Origin of the sequence: Paenibacillus macquariensis (assembly GCF_900156375.1) — a bacterium.
GTDB lineage: Bacteria > Bacillota > Bacilli > Paenibacillales > Paenibacillaceae > Paenibacillus_AQ > Paenibacillus_AQ macquariensis.
The window spans coordinates 400,119-417,440 of record NZ_FTNK01000001.1; the positions used below are offsets into that span (position 1 = coordinate 400,119).

The 17,322-nt window shown below is 41.3% G+C and carries 10 protein-coding genes and 1 pseudogene; 5 read left to right on the forward strand and 6 right to left on the reverse strand.

Annotation, left to right across the window (positions count from 1 at the left end):
* Positions 1-288: 288 nt before the first annotated feature.
* The 3 genes and pseudogenes from BW961_RS01880 to kduI (BW961_RS01895) all read right to left on the reverse strand — a co-directional run bounded on the left by BW961_RS01880 (position 289) and on the right by kduI (BW961_RS01895) (position 4,323).
* Positions 289-1,608, reverse strand: a complete 1,320-nt coding sequence (locus tag BW961_RS01880) for an NtaA/DmoA family FMN-dependent monooxygenase (RefSeq protein ID WP_068589727.1) — start codon at positions 1,606-1,608, stop codon at positions 289-291.
* A 1,234-nt stretch (positions 1,609-2,842) separates the two neighbouring features.
* On the reverse strand, positions 2,843-3,490 hold the full coding sequence (locus BW961_RS01890) for a bifunctional 2-keto-4-hydroxyglutarate aldolase/2-keto-3-deoxy-6-phosphogluconate aldolase (protein ID WP_068589725.1): 648 nt from the start codon (positions 3,488-3,490) through the stop codon (positions 2,843-2,845).
* 30 nt (positions 3,491-3,520) lie between these two features.
* A pseudogene (kduI, locus tag BW961_RS01895) lies at positions 3,521-4,323 on the reverse strand (5-dehydro-4-deoxy-D-glucuronate isomerase).
* Between the two features lie 367 nt (positions 4,324-4,690).
* Here kduI (BW961_RS01895) and BW961_RS01900 point away from each other — a divergent pair.
* Positions 4,691-5,635, forward strand: a complete 945-nt coding sequence (locus BW961_RS01900; RefSeq protein WP_068589724.1) for a sugar kinase — start codon at positions 4,691-4,693, stop codon at positions 5,633-5,635.
* Positions 5,636-5,730: 95 nt separating this feature from the next.
* Here the strand turns inward: BW961_RS01900 and BW961_RS01905 are convergent, their stop codons facing one another.
* Positions 5,731-6,759: a LacI family DNA-binding transcriptional regulator gene (locus BW961_RS01905; RefSeq protein WP_068589722.1), complete on the reverse strand. Its 1,029-nt coding sequence runs from the start codon at positions 6,757-6,759 to the stop codon at positions 5,731-5,733.
* Positions 6,760-7,818: 1,059 nt separating this feature from the next.
* Between BW961_RS01905 and kduI (BW961_RS01915) the strand changes: the two genes are divergently transcribed.
* The 4 genes from kduI (BW961_RS01915) to BW961_RS01930 all read left to right on the forward strand — a co-directional run bounded on the left by kduI (BW961_RS01915) (position 7,819) and on the right by BW961_RS01930 (position 11,105).
* Positions 7,819-8,652, forward strand: coding sequence for a 5-dehydro-4-deoxy-D-glucuronate isomerase (kduI, locus tag BW961_RS01915; RefSeq protein WP_068589718.1), 834 nt, complete (start codon positions 7,819-7,821; stop codon positions 8,650-8,652).
* A gap of 75 nt (positions 8,653-8,727) precedes the next feature.
* Positions 8,728-9,504 (forward strand): DeoR/GlpR family DNA-binding transcription regulator, encoded by a 777-nt coding sequence (locus tag BW961_RS01920; RefSeq protein WP_326110715.1) that lies wholly within the window; start codon positions 8,728-8,730, stop codon positions 9,502-9,504.
* A 15-nt stretch (positions 9,505-9,519) separates the two neighbouring features.
* Positions 9,520-10,281 (forward strand): 2-dehydro-3-deoxy-D-gluconate 5-dehydrogenase KduD, encoded by a 762-nt coding sequence (gene kduD, locus BW961_RS01925; protein ID WP_068589717.1) that lies wholly within the window; start codon positions 9,520-9,522, stop codon positions 10,279-10,281.
* 26 nt (positions 10,282-10,307) lie between these two features.
* Positions 10,308-11,105 (forward strand): carbohydrate-binding protein, encoded by a 798-nt coding sequence (locus tag BW961_RS01930; protein ID WP_068589716.1) that lies wholly within the window; start codon positions 10,308-10,310, stop codon positions 11,103-11,105.
* An 89-nt stretch (positions 11,106-11,194) separates the two neighbouring features.
* On the opposite strand, the gene BW961_RS01935 is transcribed toward BW961_RS01930, so the two are convergent.
* A complete protein-coding gene (locus tag BW961_RS01935) occupies positions 11,195-13,258 on the reverse strand; it encodes a hypothetical protein (RefSeq protein WP_068589714.1) in 2,064 nt (687 codons plus the stop codon).
* A 125-nt stretch (positions 13,259-13,383) separates the two neighbouring features.
* Positions 13,384-17,205 carry a right-handed parallel beta-helix repeat-containing protein gene (locus BW961_RS01940; protein WP_068589711.1) on the reverse strand — a complete coding sequence of 1,274 codons (3,822 nt, stop codon included), beginning with the start codon at positions 17,203-17,205 and terminating at the stop codon, positions 13,384-13,386.
* Between the last annotated feature and the right edge of the window lie 117 nt (positions 17,206-17,322).

Here is a 17,322-nt window from a genome sequence, read left to right on the forward strand (position 1 = left end):
TAGATTTTCAACAAGCCGCTGTTATGCTCTGATTCTATTATATCTAAACGTTGCCCCGCTCCCAAATAATCCTCAACAATACTAATCCTATAACAAAAACGGAGATATTCACATATAACATTCCACTACTGTTTTCTTTGCTTAATGGAACGATTCAAATGATGTTATTGGGAATGTAGTAAAAAAGACCGGTTTTCAGCTACATAGAACTAAGAAAGCATCTCCTCAGTATCTGGAGATGCTTTCTCAGTTCTAATGAAAATAACGGAAATGGTGGAGTTTATTTTCCTATAACCTGAGTCCATATTGATAGGACACTCCCATATGTTCACGTAAAGTAGTCCCTTCGTAATCTTTATGGAACAGGCCACGCTTTTGTAGAATCGGTATGACCTGATCTACGAAAGCGGAAACGCCGTCAAAGCTGGCATCTGGCTGGATTGCAAAACCATCACAGGCTCCTGAAACATACCATTCCTCCATAAAATCGGCTACCTGCTCAGGAGTTCCCGCAATTATTGGGTGATAATTAATAACCCCATGTGCCAAAACATCGCGAATGGTCATACCTCGCATCACCAATTCTAACGCCCGTGGAGACCGAGGGTCCTGTGGGTTTGCATTAGCATACTTCCGTAATTCTGGTGATAAAGGGCGATCTATATCGTCAAACGACAACGGAACTCCGAGCATTGCTCCCAAATAACTCACTTTACCAGTCAAATCGGTATATCCATCAAGATGTTTTCGACGTTCTAGTGCTTCATGTTCAGTTGACGCAATCGAAGGGATAAAACCTGGTAACACTTTTACTTCATCAGGGTTACGCCCAAAGTTTACTGCGCTCTGACGTACCACTTCTCGGTAAGCTTTAGCCGAGGGAATATCGTAAGGACTAGCATACACGCCGGAAGCGTAAAGACCTGCAAGCTCTAGTCCCTCCTGCCCACCACCTGCTTGGAAAATGACAGGCTGTCCCTGTTCAGATGGAGGAATCGGTAATGGACCATGAGAAGACAAGTATTTCCCACCTAAATTAATGGGTTTAATCTTATTCATATTAGCGTAAATACCGTTTTCCACGTCTAGAGTCATTGCGCCTTCTTCCCAACTGCCCCATAATGCTTGAACCAGCTGAATGAACTCGTGCGCCCTCTCATATCTTTCCGTACGGCTCGCAACTTGACTACCAAAGTTTGCCGCAGCTGCTTGATTTGAAGTAGTTACTGCGTTCCATCCTGCACGGCCATGACTTATGACATCTAATGCTTTAAACTGCCGGGCTACGTTATAAGGATCATTAAATGTAGTGGACAAGGTTGCCACGAGTCCAATTCGCTCTGTCTCTCTTGCAATCACTGTTAATGCCAACATAGGATCCATGGGGCTTTGGGGTGGTCGATTAGTTAAGTCAACACCTAGTGCCGGTGTATCTGCCATAAATAACATTTGGATCTTTCCACGTTCAGCAGTTTGTGCTAGTTTTACGTAGCTATCCATATTCGTGTAAGCCGTCGGATCGCCACCTGGCATTCTCCATGCACCCGAATCTATCCCATACCCTGCACCTAACTGCATGGCTATTTGCATGTTTGTTCTGTTTTCCATTAGCTATGTCTCCAATCTACTATTGTTTTAGAACCAACAATATATGTTGAACTATTAAATTGTGCACAATCAAATTATATGCTAAATATATCAAGTTCTCTAAGATTAATCAAAGCCGATTTATTCCAATTCATTTACGAATCGGTCTCGAGACGGAGTGATCTTTCATTCTGGCGAACCTTGTTGGTAGTTGTATTTTCCAGTGATATTCATAAGGAGTACTACAGTATTTCAATGAAAGGGGAAAAAGAAGGGGAGTGATACATGAGTGCCAATCAACCAGCATCGGCATCTTCACTACTAAGCAACCGGTTCGTCCAATCCATTTTGATGTCTACGTTATTTTTAGAAATTAGAATTTAGGTTCGGAATATCGCTATCTTATTTTACGTCGAAGAAATGGCAAATGATGACGCGTTCGCCGCCTGTGTGGTGTCATAATTGATGAGAATATCCGCAAAGCACAAAATATAAATTTATGCACTGTATACATTTTGATTCTATGCTAGTCTTTTTAAATTAAATACAGACAAAAAAGTGCTTAACTTTGACGTATCCAGTCAACGTTAAGCACTGATTATTAAATTGCTACAATCTTGAACAAGTAAGGAATCTATCTTTGCAAAGCAGAAAATGATAGGCAGATCATAAAACCATATGCTAACTTGAGCTTTTTGAACTCATTTAATTTGTATCGAGGTCTATCTTCAATTAATGCACTAATAGTTACATCATGAACATAAATTCCATCATTTATACATCTGAATCAGAAAAAAATACATCCTTTGTTTAATCATCATCACCGATTATATTTCAGATATTCTCAACTCCGTTTACTGCTATGTTCTCCATTGTTGCGATTATACTACTACATATATCGTTATGGTGGGTTCTTTAACTTAGGAACTCCTGATATTCTATCAATTGCTGTTAACAACAACTTACCTGTAAGGGGAGCCGTTGGCGGTTTTGGTAGTGGGTGGCTTAGCGGAAGCACTGCTAAGCTTTAACAGACTAGATAAAAAATCCGAGAACGACTATCAAGGATGTCTCATCCCAGTTCGTGTCATAAATAACCACGAATAGATCTGCTTCTGCTTTAGCTAATGCCACTGCATAAACCTTGACCTAGACCTGCATTTCCTCCAGAACAATCACTGTCTTTCATTTCAAGCTGAAAAAATCCAATGAAAATTCATTTAAACTCATCATTTGTTCCTCCTAATGTTTATTATTATTTATTTGAAGTTATGATCTCTTGGAATTTGGCTACATACTGTGCAGCTAGTTCAGTAATGAGGTCATAACGATCATCTTTTGCAGGAGCAGTTAAGTTCCCACCAATTCCAACAGCGATACAACCATTACGAATCCACTGTTCCATGTTATTCAGATCCACGCCACCTGTTGGCATGATGTTCACATGAGGCATAGGTCCTTTAACAGCCTTAATGTAATCGGGTCCGAAGGCGCTACCTGGGAATAATTTCAGTACATCAACTCCCAGCTTCAACGCTTCTTTCATTTCATTCAAAGTCAAACAACCTGGCATGTAAGGAATACCATACAGATTACACATCTTAGCTGTCTCTTCTTCAAAAGAGGGACTCACAATAAATTCAGCACCTGCCAAAATGGCAATTCTGGCTGTTAATGGATCAAGTACCGTACCCGCTCCAATAACAGCCTTATCTCCGTATTTCTTAGCGAGACTTTTAATAGCCTGATCTGCATCAGGTGTTGTAAAGGTCACCTCAATATTATTAAGGCCCCCTTCGATACAGGACTCAGACATTCGAACAGCTGCTTCGGCCGTATCTGCTCGAATAACAGCAACAACCCCAACCGATGAGATATTTTGTAATACTCTAATTTTCTGCATTTCGTGTAAGTCCCTCCCCTGTTAAAAAGATTAGCTAATCTCATCCATATCCTTGTACGTGTAGTTCTCTCCTGCCATTGCCCAAATGAACGTATAATTGTTCGTCGCGCTGTTCCACAATGAATAGACCACGGAGGAGAAATAACAGCCTCTTCATTCTTCATGACGATATGTCGAGTCTGAGTCGACTCACCCATCATATGGAACATTCTCGCTTGTTCATCCAATTCGAAATAGAAATATATTTCACTACGGCGATTATGGACATCTGTCGGCATAGTTCCACACACTACCTGTTTGCAGCGCTGTCATCCCCATACACAATTGACAACTTTGAATACCGGCTTTATGGATATATCTGCGAAGATCACGACTATTCGCCGTCCCCAGAGTACCTAAAGTTTCTGCAGGCACATCCTTGAACATTTGTTTTTGAGTCGGATATATTTTATGTGCTGTAGCGGATACAACATAAAACTTAGTTAGGTATTCACTTGAATCGCTTTCAAAGATAACCTCTTTATTTCCTAATCCGATGTATAAACAGTCTTTTCAGTTCTAATGAATACGACTCGCCATCCACCGCCTCCAACATTAAAGACGCCCAATTCACGACGTTCCATGAAATAATCCGCTTTTATCTCATCATATCCTTCTAACCGGACAGGTCCATTCGCTGGTAGAATCCCCCCAGTAATCATACGATCCTCAAGCGTATAACATAATTTCACTTCATCTGGAACGAATAAATCCTGAACCAGATAATGACTGCGTAATTCTTCCGATGTAAAAGACTTAGCTTGTTCAGGATGAGTAGCATATCGTTTTTCCATAGCAACAAATTCCTACTGTTTATCATAAAGTTTAGTAAACTTAATAAAATATTTTGTGGTCACACTTGAAATACTAATTATTATTATCATTTTAGTCAATATCATTTTTCAATCAGTTGTGTTTATTGTGTTATTTTAATATCAATAATACCTTATATATCAACTGATTTTAAATATTTAAGAATTAATTTATTTATTTCAGCACGTCAATAAGGTTAAAAGTTATTGTTAAAAACCGATTTATGTGATAATTTCTAAACAAGCATTTTTGAATACGATTACATATATAGTGTTACTAAACTTTATTTTCTGCGTTGGATAAACAGTGAATACTTGGTTGATCCAATACTATAAGGAGCCATTTATAATGAATACTCATTTGGATGTAGTTACTTTTGGAGAACCTATGGCGATGTTCTATGCCAATGAACCCGGACCACTACATGAAAGCAACTCTTTTTCCAAAGCACTTGCAGGTGCAGAAACGAATGTGGCGACAGGATTGTCCCGTTTAGGATTGAATGTTGGTCTTGTGACCAAACTAGGTGACGATAATTTTGGTAGATTCATCATAGACGCTCTAAACCAAGAAAAGATTGATACCCAAAGTGTGGCATTTACAGAAGACTATTCGACTGGGATGTTAGTGAAATCTAAAGTTCTAACAGGCGATCCTGTTGTAGAATATTTCCGTAAGAATTCTGCTGCATCTAAATTAGACGTATCTGATTTCAATGAAGATTATTTCTCTTCAGCCAGACATATGCATATGACGAGTATACCCGCGGCACTATCTAAAGAATGCCACGAATTCTCTATCCATGCTATGAAATTCATGAAAAAATTAGGAAAGAAGATCTCCTTCGATCCTAATCTACGTCCTAAATTATGGGCAGATACGGCGTCGATGGTGAATACCATTAACGATTTAGCTACCAAATGCGATTGGTTCCTTCCAGGAATAAGTGAGGGGAAAACATTGACTGGGTTTGAGAAACCCGAGGATATTGCTTCATATTATTTAGAGCGTGGTATTTCTCTTGTTGTCGTTAAATTAGGTGCGGAGGGAGCTTATTATAAAACAGCGGATCAAGAAGGATACGTTCATGGCTTCCATGTAGCCAATGTGGTCGATACCGTTGGAGCTGGTGATGGATTTGCCGTAGGTGTTGTCAGTGCGCTGCTTGATGGACTCTCTGTTGAGGAAGCTACACGACGTGGGAATGCGATCGGTGCTCTTGCTGTCATGTCACCTGGTGATAGTGATGGATTGCCTACTCGTGAGGAATTGGATGCATTTATGAAGCTCTAACCATAAGTAAAACAAATGAAAGAGTGTTTGAGCAGAAATACCTTCCGCCCAAACACTCTTTTTATCATAAGAAATATTCGCTGCTCATCACGTATCTATTTCGAATCTCTTCCTATTGTCTTAACAGACTTTCCTTTATTCAATTGGGGAACAAATCGATAAATAATAGGAACTGCCGTCCCCTTATCTTCAATGCATTGTAGTAATATTCTTGCGGCTTGCTTGCCCATGTCATATGTGGGTTGACCGATGGTTGTAATATTGGGGTTATAAATATGGGCAAAATCAGCATCGTCTATCCCCATCACGGATATATCATCAGGAATTCGAATATGATGTGAACTAGCATACTTCAACATCTCTGCGAGTACGATATCATTACCTGCAACGATTGCCGTAGGTGGGTCCTGCATACGAAGTAGCTTTTCCATCGTTGTCTGTATATCTTCCTTAGGAACACTTTTGATATACTCATCTCTGATCTTGAGATTACATTCTTCCATCGCTTTCTTGTACCCGCTCAATCTTTCCAGCCTTGGAGTTATACGATGTGTCTCATAAGGTAATGTGATAAGCGCTATCTTCTGATGGTGATGGTGTACTAACTCTTGAATGCCGATATTGACAGCCATTTCATTATCTAGAAGTAGACTATGTGTCGTGACTTGCTCAACAAGCCGATCCAGAAAGACCATTGGGAAATTCTCTGAAATAAGTCGAGTATACGCCACAGCATTGTTGCCCGTTGGGAAAATGATTAAGCCATCTACCTGTCGTGCTACTAGCATCTCAATATACTTACTTTCTTTCTTAGGATTCTCATCTGCGTTGCAAATAATGACCTGTATGCCATGGGTTTGTAGTTCGCTCTCAATCGCTCTAATACATTGAATCGATATCGTATAGTCAATATTCGCCACAATGACACCGATCATATGAGTCCGATTATTCTTTAGACTTCTTGCCAGAGCGTTAGGCTGATAATTGAGTTCTTCTATGACGTCTTCAATTCGCTTTTTCGTGGCTTCACTCATATAATTGTATCTTTTATTTAGAAATTGTGACACAGTGCTCTTAGAGACTCCTGCCTTCTGTGCCACATCTTCAATGGTTAACTTCTTCATATCTTATGCTCCTTTTTCATCCTAAAAGGAAAACCGTAAACAACATCATAAAAGTATATCTTTTATTTAGTAAATTTACCATAACAATAAGAACACCAACAGGTTACTATCATGCTACCCATATGCGACGTATTTAATATCTTTTTTTACAATAGTATGAGTTAGGACTAACGATTGATCAATATCAATACAATATTACTAGAAGTCTGTCTAACAACATGAATTCTTCCTAATAACTCTAAACTCTTGGAAACGATATAAATGATCAACGACACCTATTTGTATAATCCCTTTCTAACGACCTTGTTCAAGATACCTGGTAATCAGTCCTCTGAATAACAGCCTTCTTTCATTCTGCGGGTCTATTCCAAATTGGAGACTTCTTGATTATTTACTCATCTACATTAATGAAGAAACTTGCCGAATCGAGATAGACGGTAACATCTATGAATTTCTGGAAGGAGATTTCTGCCTCATTCAACCTGGTATGCTATGTGTTTTACGAGGGATTACCTTACGATTACCCCATTTGCTCATTTCGACCTTTTCTATAATCCGGAAAGAGAACAACGACTTGTAACTATGCCTGTACAGCTAGATCTCAGTGAATTCCAACATCTTTTTAATAAAGTATTGAAACCTTCCATCTGTACGACGGAAGGTTCTTTTGTGAATGTATGAAGTTTTTCTCCATCATGAGCTAATGTGTGCGGTACTTTTTACTTTCCACTAAAATTATGTTTGCAGTTTCAATAAGGATACAGATAATGAAAATCCCCTTATTTCCCTATCTTAATTGACAGAATATGATTGAAATTAATTAAAAATTATACTTGGGTAGTAACAATAATGAGTCTATTAATATCTTTGTTCATATTTATCGCACTCGCTTACTCTTGACGTACGTAGGACTTCATTCTGTATTTTTGTTGTTTAGGTACTATTCAAACATTTCAAATTCTAATTGTGAACAATATCGGAAATACATTGAACCTAAATGAACATTGTTGTATGATTCTGTTTAAGGAAACATTATCCAATAATAAGGAGCGATTTACTATGGAAATTCGTCACGCATCAAACCCGCAAGAAGTTAAAGGATACGACACAACTCGTTTACGTCAAGATTTCTTAATGGAATCATTATTTACTGAGAATGAGCTTATGCTCTATTACAGTCATGTTGACCGTTTTATTACTGGAGGTGCATATCCAACTACAGCAGTTATTAAGCTGGAAGCGGATCGTAAAGATATGGGTTCTGATTTCTTCTTGGAACGCCGTGAGATTGGCATTATAAATATCGGTGCACAAGGTAAAGTTACCGTCGATGGCACTACTTATGTATTGGAACCAAAAGACGGACTCTATATTGGTCTTGGTGCTCAAGACGTTGTGTTTGAGAGCGTTGATGCTGCTAATCCAGCTAAATTCTATATCAATTCCACTCCTGCACATAAAAACTATCCAACTGTGCAGATTTCAATCAGTGAAGCTACGCCAGCTCATTTGGGTAGTGCTGCAACATCTAACGAGAGAGTCATTAATAAATACATTCATCCACAGGGTGTTCAAAGCTGTCAGTTAGTAATGGGATTGACAATGTTGAAACCAAATAATATGTGGAATACGATGCCATGCCATACCCATAATCGTCGTTCTGAAGTGTACTTCTACTTTGATATGCCTGAAGACGGCGTTGTATTTCACTTTATGGGTGAGCCGCAAGAAACTAGACATCTTGTTGTTCGCAACGAACAAGCACTTATCTCACCAAGCTGGTCTATCCATAGCGGTGTAGGCTCAAGCAACTATACATTTATTTGGGGAATGGCTGGGGAGAACCAAATCTTCGATGATATGGACCATGTTGCAATGCAGGATATAATGTAGTAAGAGCTTAACTTTGACTCTTTTTCGGTCAATGAGGGCGATTACGTATATAAAGGAATGATTGGTTTGTCTAGTATGAAACGTCACCAGCAAATAATGGAGCTACTTATTCAGCAAGGAGAAGTAACGGTGCATGATCTCAGTGAACAGCTAGATGTCACGGGAAAAACCATTCGTAATGACTTAGAAGTTCTAGAACAGAGGAGTCTTCTGACGAGAGTCCATGGTGGAGCTGTCCTGAAACACGCTACGGACCTTGGACTGCTTCCATTACAAATACCGAATCAAAAGCATATAACTGAAAAGAACAACATTGCGCAAAAAGCACTTGAATTAATAGAAGAAAATGATATTATCGCCCTCGATGGTGGCAGTACAACGCTCGCCATTGCAAAGTTATTGGAAGACAAACCGCTTACAGTCATTACGAATGATCTGTTTATAATGAGTGAGCTTATTCGTAAAACCAAAATACGGCTTGTCATTCCTGGTGGCTATCGTAATCGTAATTTGCTAGTTGGAAATGAAGCGATAACGTTCATTCGCAAGCTGAATATTCAAAAAGCATTTATATCAACAACTGCAATCCATCCGGAACAAGGTCTATCGATTTACACGAGTGAGCTATATGATATGAAACGGGCTTTGCTAGAAACCGCCAAAAATGTATATTGTGTGGTAGACTCAAGCAAGTTTGGAAAGATGGCATTGTTAACCTTTGCCCAATTGAATGAGTTTAGTTCCATCATCACGGATCGAAATCTATCGGCTGTTGATATTCATGCTTATGAGGAGCATAAAGCAAAACTGTTGTTTGCTAATCACCTCATCAAGCCAATTATTGAATCATAAGTGGAGGAATATTTAATGAATCAATTATTTCAATTATCGGGTCGCACTGCAATTGTAACAGGCGGTGGTGGTGGACTAGGCTTAGGTATGGCCAACAGCTTAGCGAAGGCTGGAGCAAATATCATTCTAATGACACATAACGAACCTAAACCAGGAGTACTTGAGCAGCTTCGATCTTTCGGTGGCACGGTTCATTCGATAACTGCTGATTTGTCTGATCTAAGCAAAATTTCTGATATCGCTGCTGAAGCTATTAAGTTAGCTGGTGGTAAAATAGATATTCTAGTAAATAACGCGGGCATTATTCGTCGTACCCCTGCCGCTGACCATGCGCTTGAAGATTGGCATGCTGTATTGGATCTCAATATGAATAGTGTGTTCTATCTATGCCAAGCTATCGGTAGAAATATGATCGAACATGGCAGTGGTAAAATTATTAATATTGCTTCTATGCTTTCTTTCCAAGGCGGGATTAATGTTCCTGGATACACGGCATCTAAACATGCGGTCGCTGGTATTACGAAATCATTAGCTAACGAATGGGCTTCGAAAGGTATTAATGTTAACGGTATTGCACCAGGATATATGGCAACAGATAATACGACTGCTTTGCGTCAAGATGAGAAACGTAGCGCTGAAATACTAGGACGAATTCCAGCTGCTCGCTGGGGTACGCCAGAAGATCTAGCAGGTCCTGTATTGTTCCTAGCTTCCAGTGCTTCAGATTATGTCAATGGGCATATTTTATGCGTTGATGGTGGTTGGATGAATCGCTAATACTTTAGCTAAGGTGGTATATATTTATGAGCAGTACATTGTCTCTTTCCGTCATAGGTGATGACGGTTCTATTAAAGCTAGCAATTCAGAGAATGGGCAAGTTAGTTTGTTATACACCAATCCATATGAACCTGGAGATGCTATCGCTCTCAACAGTTCAGCACAAAACTTGTATTTGGTCATTCAACTAGAGGATTCGATGAGCTCAGAAATTGTATATCTGGCTGGAACAGAGTTTAAATTTGTCATTCCTTTTGCAGAGAAGCGCTCATCATATTCTCCAAAATCATTTAAGGGTAACTTCCATCTACTGACAGCTCGTCTAGCTTTAAGTGAAGAGATTCAAGCATATCGAAATCTCGCTAGAAATGTCTATGATCAGCATGGCAACGCCACATTATTCCCGCATGCATCTGCCAATGTAGAAACACGTGGTGAAGCTACCTTTGCAGCTAGAAATGCGATTAATGGAAACATTTTGAATTACTCACATGGTAACTGGCCATTTGAATCATGGGGAATTAATCAAAGGAATGACGCTGAGCTCACTGTTCATTTTGGAAGAATAGTAGAGATCGATAAGTTAAGCTTGGTTCTTAGAGCAGACTTTCCTCATGATAACTATTGGACGAATGCGAAGCTGACATGCTCGGACGGAAGCGAGCAAATCGTGCAATTATTCAAAACGCATGAGAGACAAACCATTGCATTAGAGCCTAAGCCGGTAGAATGGGTGAAGTTAAGTGAACTTATTCAATCTGATGACCCCTCCCCATTCCCAGCACTAACTCAAATTGAAGTGTATGGACGAGAATGTTCATAGTATAAGGATATAAACTTAAGAGTCATCTAGGGATTTTTCCTTGATGACTCTTTTTTGTGGAAATACGGGAAAGTTCTCAGTATTTGAAATCAATTGTTATGCTCTAATGAGAAATGAAGTGCAATTTCCGTCTTCACATCCTTGCTAACCCATTGCGCGAGACGATAGTTCCCATTTCGATTTGGCATCAGCCCAGGAAGAAGCTCTAGCTCCAGTTCGTCAGATTCACCATCAGGCTTAATAGAGTAGATAACGTTTGAATAATTAACGAAAAGCTTATTCCCTTCAATGCGGATGACCGACTCATCTGCTCCGTTAGACACGAGTACCGGAACCGTTACCCCAATTGCAGATAATTCCGAATCCTCTGCTGCGTCCACAGACCACGCCGTAGTCACACCACCTTTTGCAATCCGATAAGTTTCCACGATCGCCGCTACGCCTTCGATACCAGGTCTTGGTAACATATCAGCAATGCCTCGCAAATAGGCTGGTTGCAGATCATCATACGGTGTACGCAAATCCATATCATTTAAAAGTTGAAGTCCTGTAGATTCGTAACGTATTTTGAAGGCTAGCGCATCGCTAGTTTCAACCTCACTCTCAAGCAAGGCATTCCAATGTAGTTTCTCAGACTTGGTTGGTGTCCCATCTACATTCAAGGAAGCAAATGTTTCGTGCTTTCTTCTCCCAAAATCAGCTAGACTGTGCCATGAACCCTGCCCATCCCTCCAGGTCAGACCGATAGCTACTGGTGTATGCGGGCGTGGAATGACTTGTTTGGCCATAAAATAATTCAAGTGAATATTACCATTGAGCCCAGCTATGCCCATAGAGAGAGCCGTTTCCTCTAAATAATCCGCTTTATGGAGTCGCACCCATCCGGTTGCGTCATGACCCATTTGCGCAGCCGTATCCATCACGAGATGATAAGCGCCTTGCTGGGGTCCCGTAGTAGCATAGATTCGGTTGAAAGACTTAATAGGAACCACATATCCGCCTAAATCCGCGGGTGATGCCTTTTCTTGTATGTTCTCATAAGCGCTTTCATAGCACGAGGCTGCAATTTGAGCAGCATATAAGCTGTATGTCGAATAATAGGCATAGAACTCCCAACCATTTCGAAGCTCGCTGTCGAATCTGTTTTTCAACAGACGAAATTCAATAGGATCCTCTATCCAGCGTAGAATTGATTGTAACGATTTTCTTGCAGCTCGCTTGAAGACACCTGCCCATTCTAGATCTCCTTCTTTGGCATACAGTGAGGCTTCCCTTTCGCAAAGATTAGCAAAGGTCAGTTCATTCCAAATAATCTGGTTACTCCTGCCTCCACAGCTTATTCCACCGGTGGTAGACTGCATAAACAACATTGTTTGGGCACCTTTGCGAAGTTGCTTTTCTAGAAAGGCCTTCCACTCGCCGTTATAACCCGCATCGATCAACCCGCTGAGCTGTTGGCGCGCAGCCAAATCATAGGCGGCTGGGAGATTCGGATCGCGATATAGTCCTTCATATGTAAAACGCGTCATTTGCGGTTTCAAGTACTTATCGATGAATGCTATCGAGTCTGTAAACCCTTCGCTTAGCCTCATCATTTCTCCATGCATGGCATACGTAGCCCAGTTACGGACGGTACGAATATCAGGGAAATTTCGAACCGTTTGGCAATACGTTAATTCCGGCTCAATGTTGGATAAATGCGTTTTCCACGCATCGCTCCGCTCAGAATCTACCATCGGAATCAGAAGTTGATATGCCCGAACCAACATGTGCGTAGTGAAATCCGCGTGATCGTCAGGGACCTTATTCTCACCCAAACAAGTGCTGGCCCAGTCCATCGCGAGCAAAATCTGCTCTTGGAGATCCTTGCATCGATCGTTGGCTAGTAGAATAGCTCCGGCTTTAACAAACGAAGCGGTTGCATATTCATGTTCTTCACCATCGCCGGGATCCATTATCCCCCCGTATTCATTTAAAAATGGGACGAATTGACGAACTCGCGCTTCGGAAAAGTCCAAGTATTTGTCCCTCGTTAATCCGGTTTCTTCGAGTTCAACTGACTTCCCTTTTTGTTTAAACACGTTGATGTCTTGCTGAATAGGATTTAAACCCGATAAGCTTTCTAAATACTCTAGTTCGTTTGATGTAAACATTCTCTACCTCCAATATATATGTCCTATATTTTCTGACCGTATAGATAGTACCATATAGAAACAATTAGAGTCAGCAAGAAGTCTCTGACTCTAATTGTTTCTACTACATTTGATCTACCTCACTGCTATTCCAGAATCTTCTTCGCAATCGCCGCAAGGTCCATAATGTCAATTACTTTATTGCCGTCGATGTCAGCCGTCTTGATCTGATTCCAATCCGCACTCTTATCGTCCTTGCCGTAATTAGCAGCTGCGAACGCAAGATCGCCGATCGTGATCCTGTTGTCTCCGTTCGAATCGCCTGGCACTCCTGGAGGAGACGTCGTCACTTCAACGCTCAAGGAAGCTGGGTGCGCTTGGAACTCTCTTCCCTGCTCGTCACCAAGCAGTGCTCCGGTTACCGAAATCATGCCGGTGGTCGTTTGCGCAACGCTTTTCGCTTTGAAAGAAAGCTTTACAAGCTCAGCACTCCCGATTACCGCATGGTTCGCTCCTTGGCTTGCAAGAATCATCCTGATTTTGCCCGGATTCGCCTTCTCCGACAAGATATCCACACCTGTTTTCATCGCCGTAGACGATACATACTCGACAAGAGCTGTGTCATATTCAATCGTGATGTCCTGGCCATAGACGTTCGAAGTGATGTTGCTTAGACCGAAATTTACAGTGAAGGGCTGCCCTGCAAGTACTGTGCTTGGTCCGGTTAAAACAGCTGTCGGCTGTTCTTCTTTCATTTGGACCTGCAGCTTAACCGCAGCGGTAAGGCTGCCATATGTCGCTGTGATAACGCTTTCACCCTCTTTAAGCGCTGTGATCAAGCCGCCGGCTGTCACTGTTGCGATATCGGTTTGACTACTAGTAAACTGTGAGCTTCCCGTCACATCCATCGGCACATCGCTTTCCGGAAGGTAGGCGGATACTTGCACCTGCTTCGTTTCACCGATATTTAGATCGCTGAGTGTCCTCAGTTCGATACGTTCATATAATGTAGCATCCGTGATGCTAATATCATCAAAATAAACGTTGGATACTGCATCCCCTTGCCACCAATCACCCATGGCAACTTCGTTGAACGCGGTCACACCCGTCGGGGAGGCAATCAGCACATCGTCGATATACATGTCAACATGGGTTCCCGACGTGTAATCCCATTTGAACTCATGCCACCCGGTAGTACGCACAACATTTGTGGATGTTGTAGCGCCATCAATCCGCTTGACATAATTTGTCGTTGATGCTCGTAATGAAAGGCCAATCCCTCTCCAAGCACCGTCCACCCCAGTGACATTAGCCATTACTTGACTTCCTGAGACTAAATTATCATAAAACCAGAGAGTAAGGATTTTATTTTGGTCATCTTTAAATGGATGTTTGATAACATCTAAATCCTGGTTCACTTTAAAACTCTTCATACCACTGTGTGCCTTTTCCGTACTAGTGGTTGGACTACCTTTTACGGTCTCCCAATGGATTAGACCATCCTCGAATCCGTCGAACCCATCTATGAAATTAACATTCGATTCATAAATTGTAAGTGGTATCACATCGCTTACAATAACACCATCAACCAGCGCAGTCACAGAAATCTGTGTGTTGCCTGGAGCTACCGCACGAACGACACCGTTTGCTCCGACTTCGGCAATCTTAGGATGATCGCTCTTGAATGTCATATGACCGAATAGATTTATATACCGGCCGGTCGCCGAATTTCCCATTACCCACAAAGTTGTACTATTACCCACTATGAGTGCTCTAGTTGGCGAGTACATTGACACTTGTGTGAGCATATCATCCTGTTTCACTCCTTTGTTCAATCCAATCTTATCGAATGGTATAGATTCGAATCCAGGAATTTGAGTGAATACAGCGGCATCTTCACGAAGATTCCAATTTCCGTTTGCTGAATCGATAAATCCGATATCTTCAGTAGTCTTCCAATTGTCTTGGAAGTATCCTGAAGCAGTTGCACTACCAGCAATAGATTTGTCAGCTGATTTATAAATCACATTTTTTTGTACTGAATTATATTTAGGTGTGCAAGGAGAATCAGTCAATATATCTTTTAGATTCGGATAATAGGTAAGCCACGGATCTTCCTTATAAGGTACCTTAGCCAAATTTTCTAGCAAAGCTCCACCTGCCGTACAGTGATAAGCTGCCCACCCTAAACCACGAACATCAAGAGAGATAGAAACTCTGTTATTCGAAATAACATTATTCTCCACAATATTATTCCGTCCCCCGCCAACCATAATGCCATAGTCGACGTTCGAGAGAATATTGCCATAGATAGTGATTCCACTTAACATATCGTCCAGATAAATACCTACCTCATCAGACCCAGACTTATTGCCAATGTCATGAATATAATTGTATCGAATTATAGTCCCCTGTGCAGACCAGTCACGTCCACCGTATATGGCGCCCGCATCGCCTGTCTCATTAACAACGTTATAAATCTCGTTATATTCAATTATGTGGTTGTTACCCACAAACTGTATAGCTTCGTGCGGCGCATCATAAATCAAATTATTAGCAACTCGATTACCCACACCCATAATGTTCACAGCTGGAGTATATGTCCGTTGGATTCTACTAAAATCATGGAAGCTATTATTCACCACATAATTTTCACCGGGGGTTAACGTCGTACGATTACCGCCGTCTAACAAGATCCCGCCCTTACCTGTACCATAAATTTCACTGTTAGTTACCCCATTATGATGACCATCGAGAATAGTTACAGCCTTATCCCCGATTTTCAAGAATGTTGAGTCTGTAATGATATTGTTCGAGCCACCCTGCATCTCGATCGCTGTCCCACGCGTTAATCCAAATTTAATCCCTTGGAATGTGATGTTGGAAACCTCGTTCATCGAAACTAGAGGGTCACCTAGGAGTGAAATTTCAATCTCACTGCCATCGAGCGAGGTTGGAGGATATAAGTATAATATGCCACTATTGCGATCCAGATAATATTCACCTGGCGCGTCAAGCTCCTCCAAAATATTAAAATAATAATAACGCTGACCTGCTTTCACTGAATATACACTGGCCTTAGTTGTGCTTATTTGTTTGGTCGCTTTATTAATATCCTTAATTTGTAGCGTTCCATCAGCCCAGTCCCAGAACCAATACCCAAACATCCATATATCGCTGGTATCCGACCACTTACTTGGTCGATCATCCAGATATCGAAAAGTGGCTCCGTGATCATAGCTCGGAGGTAAGGGACGAACATTGTACTCCACGCCAGAGTTTCGGGGATCTGCACCGGGGTCGTCGAGTTGCCCAATTCGGAGAAATCCATCGCCTGTGCCAATGTTTGGATAGCGTGCTAACATTAATACATTCTCATTGAAAAATAGTTCCGGCGGCTCTGGAGCCGTAGGCAACCCAAACCCACCTTGTATGATTTCGCCGAAATTAGTAAATCCTTGTGCGCGTAGATCAAACTGATAGATTTTATCTACAGCTGTTGTTGAAAGCCGCTTTCGCACGGAAGCGTCTGTGACAGGTTTAAAACCATTTGTATCCATCGTTGCTCCACCAAAAATCGATACGTTTTCGCCTGGGTATGCTCGGTACACGATTGGTGCTTCATCGGTTCCGGAGTCCTCTTCATTCAATACGAACGACTGGTTCCGAGGATATACCCCTCCGCGCAAATATACGGTTACACCGCCATTAGGCAATTGTCCCTTCGATTTCAGCTCACGGATAGCCTCCCGTGCACCTTCTAACGTAGCGAATGGCGAGCCGATCGTTCCATCTCCAGTCTCGTCACTACCAGTTAACGATACGTAAAGTTCAGTGCCTGCTGCATTTGCTTTCACTGGTGCTGCGAATGTAGTAATAGTCATGCCTGTGAATAAAATCAAGATCATAAGCAAGTTAATGGAGCGAATTGCCCATCTGCTCCCCTTTGTTTTCCCTTTATGATTCATAATTAGCACCTCTTATCTTTTCGATTTTTTTCATCAACAGAGGGACGCAGGTACTCGCACTGCTTATTACTTTGACTATCAACCACCATTCCTTTACTACTTACCTCCCTCCATTCA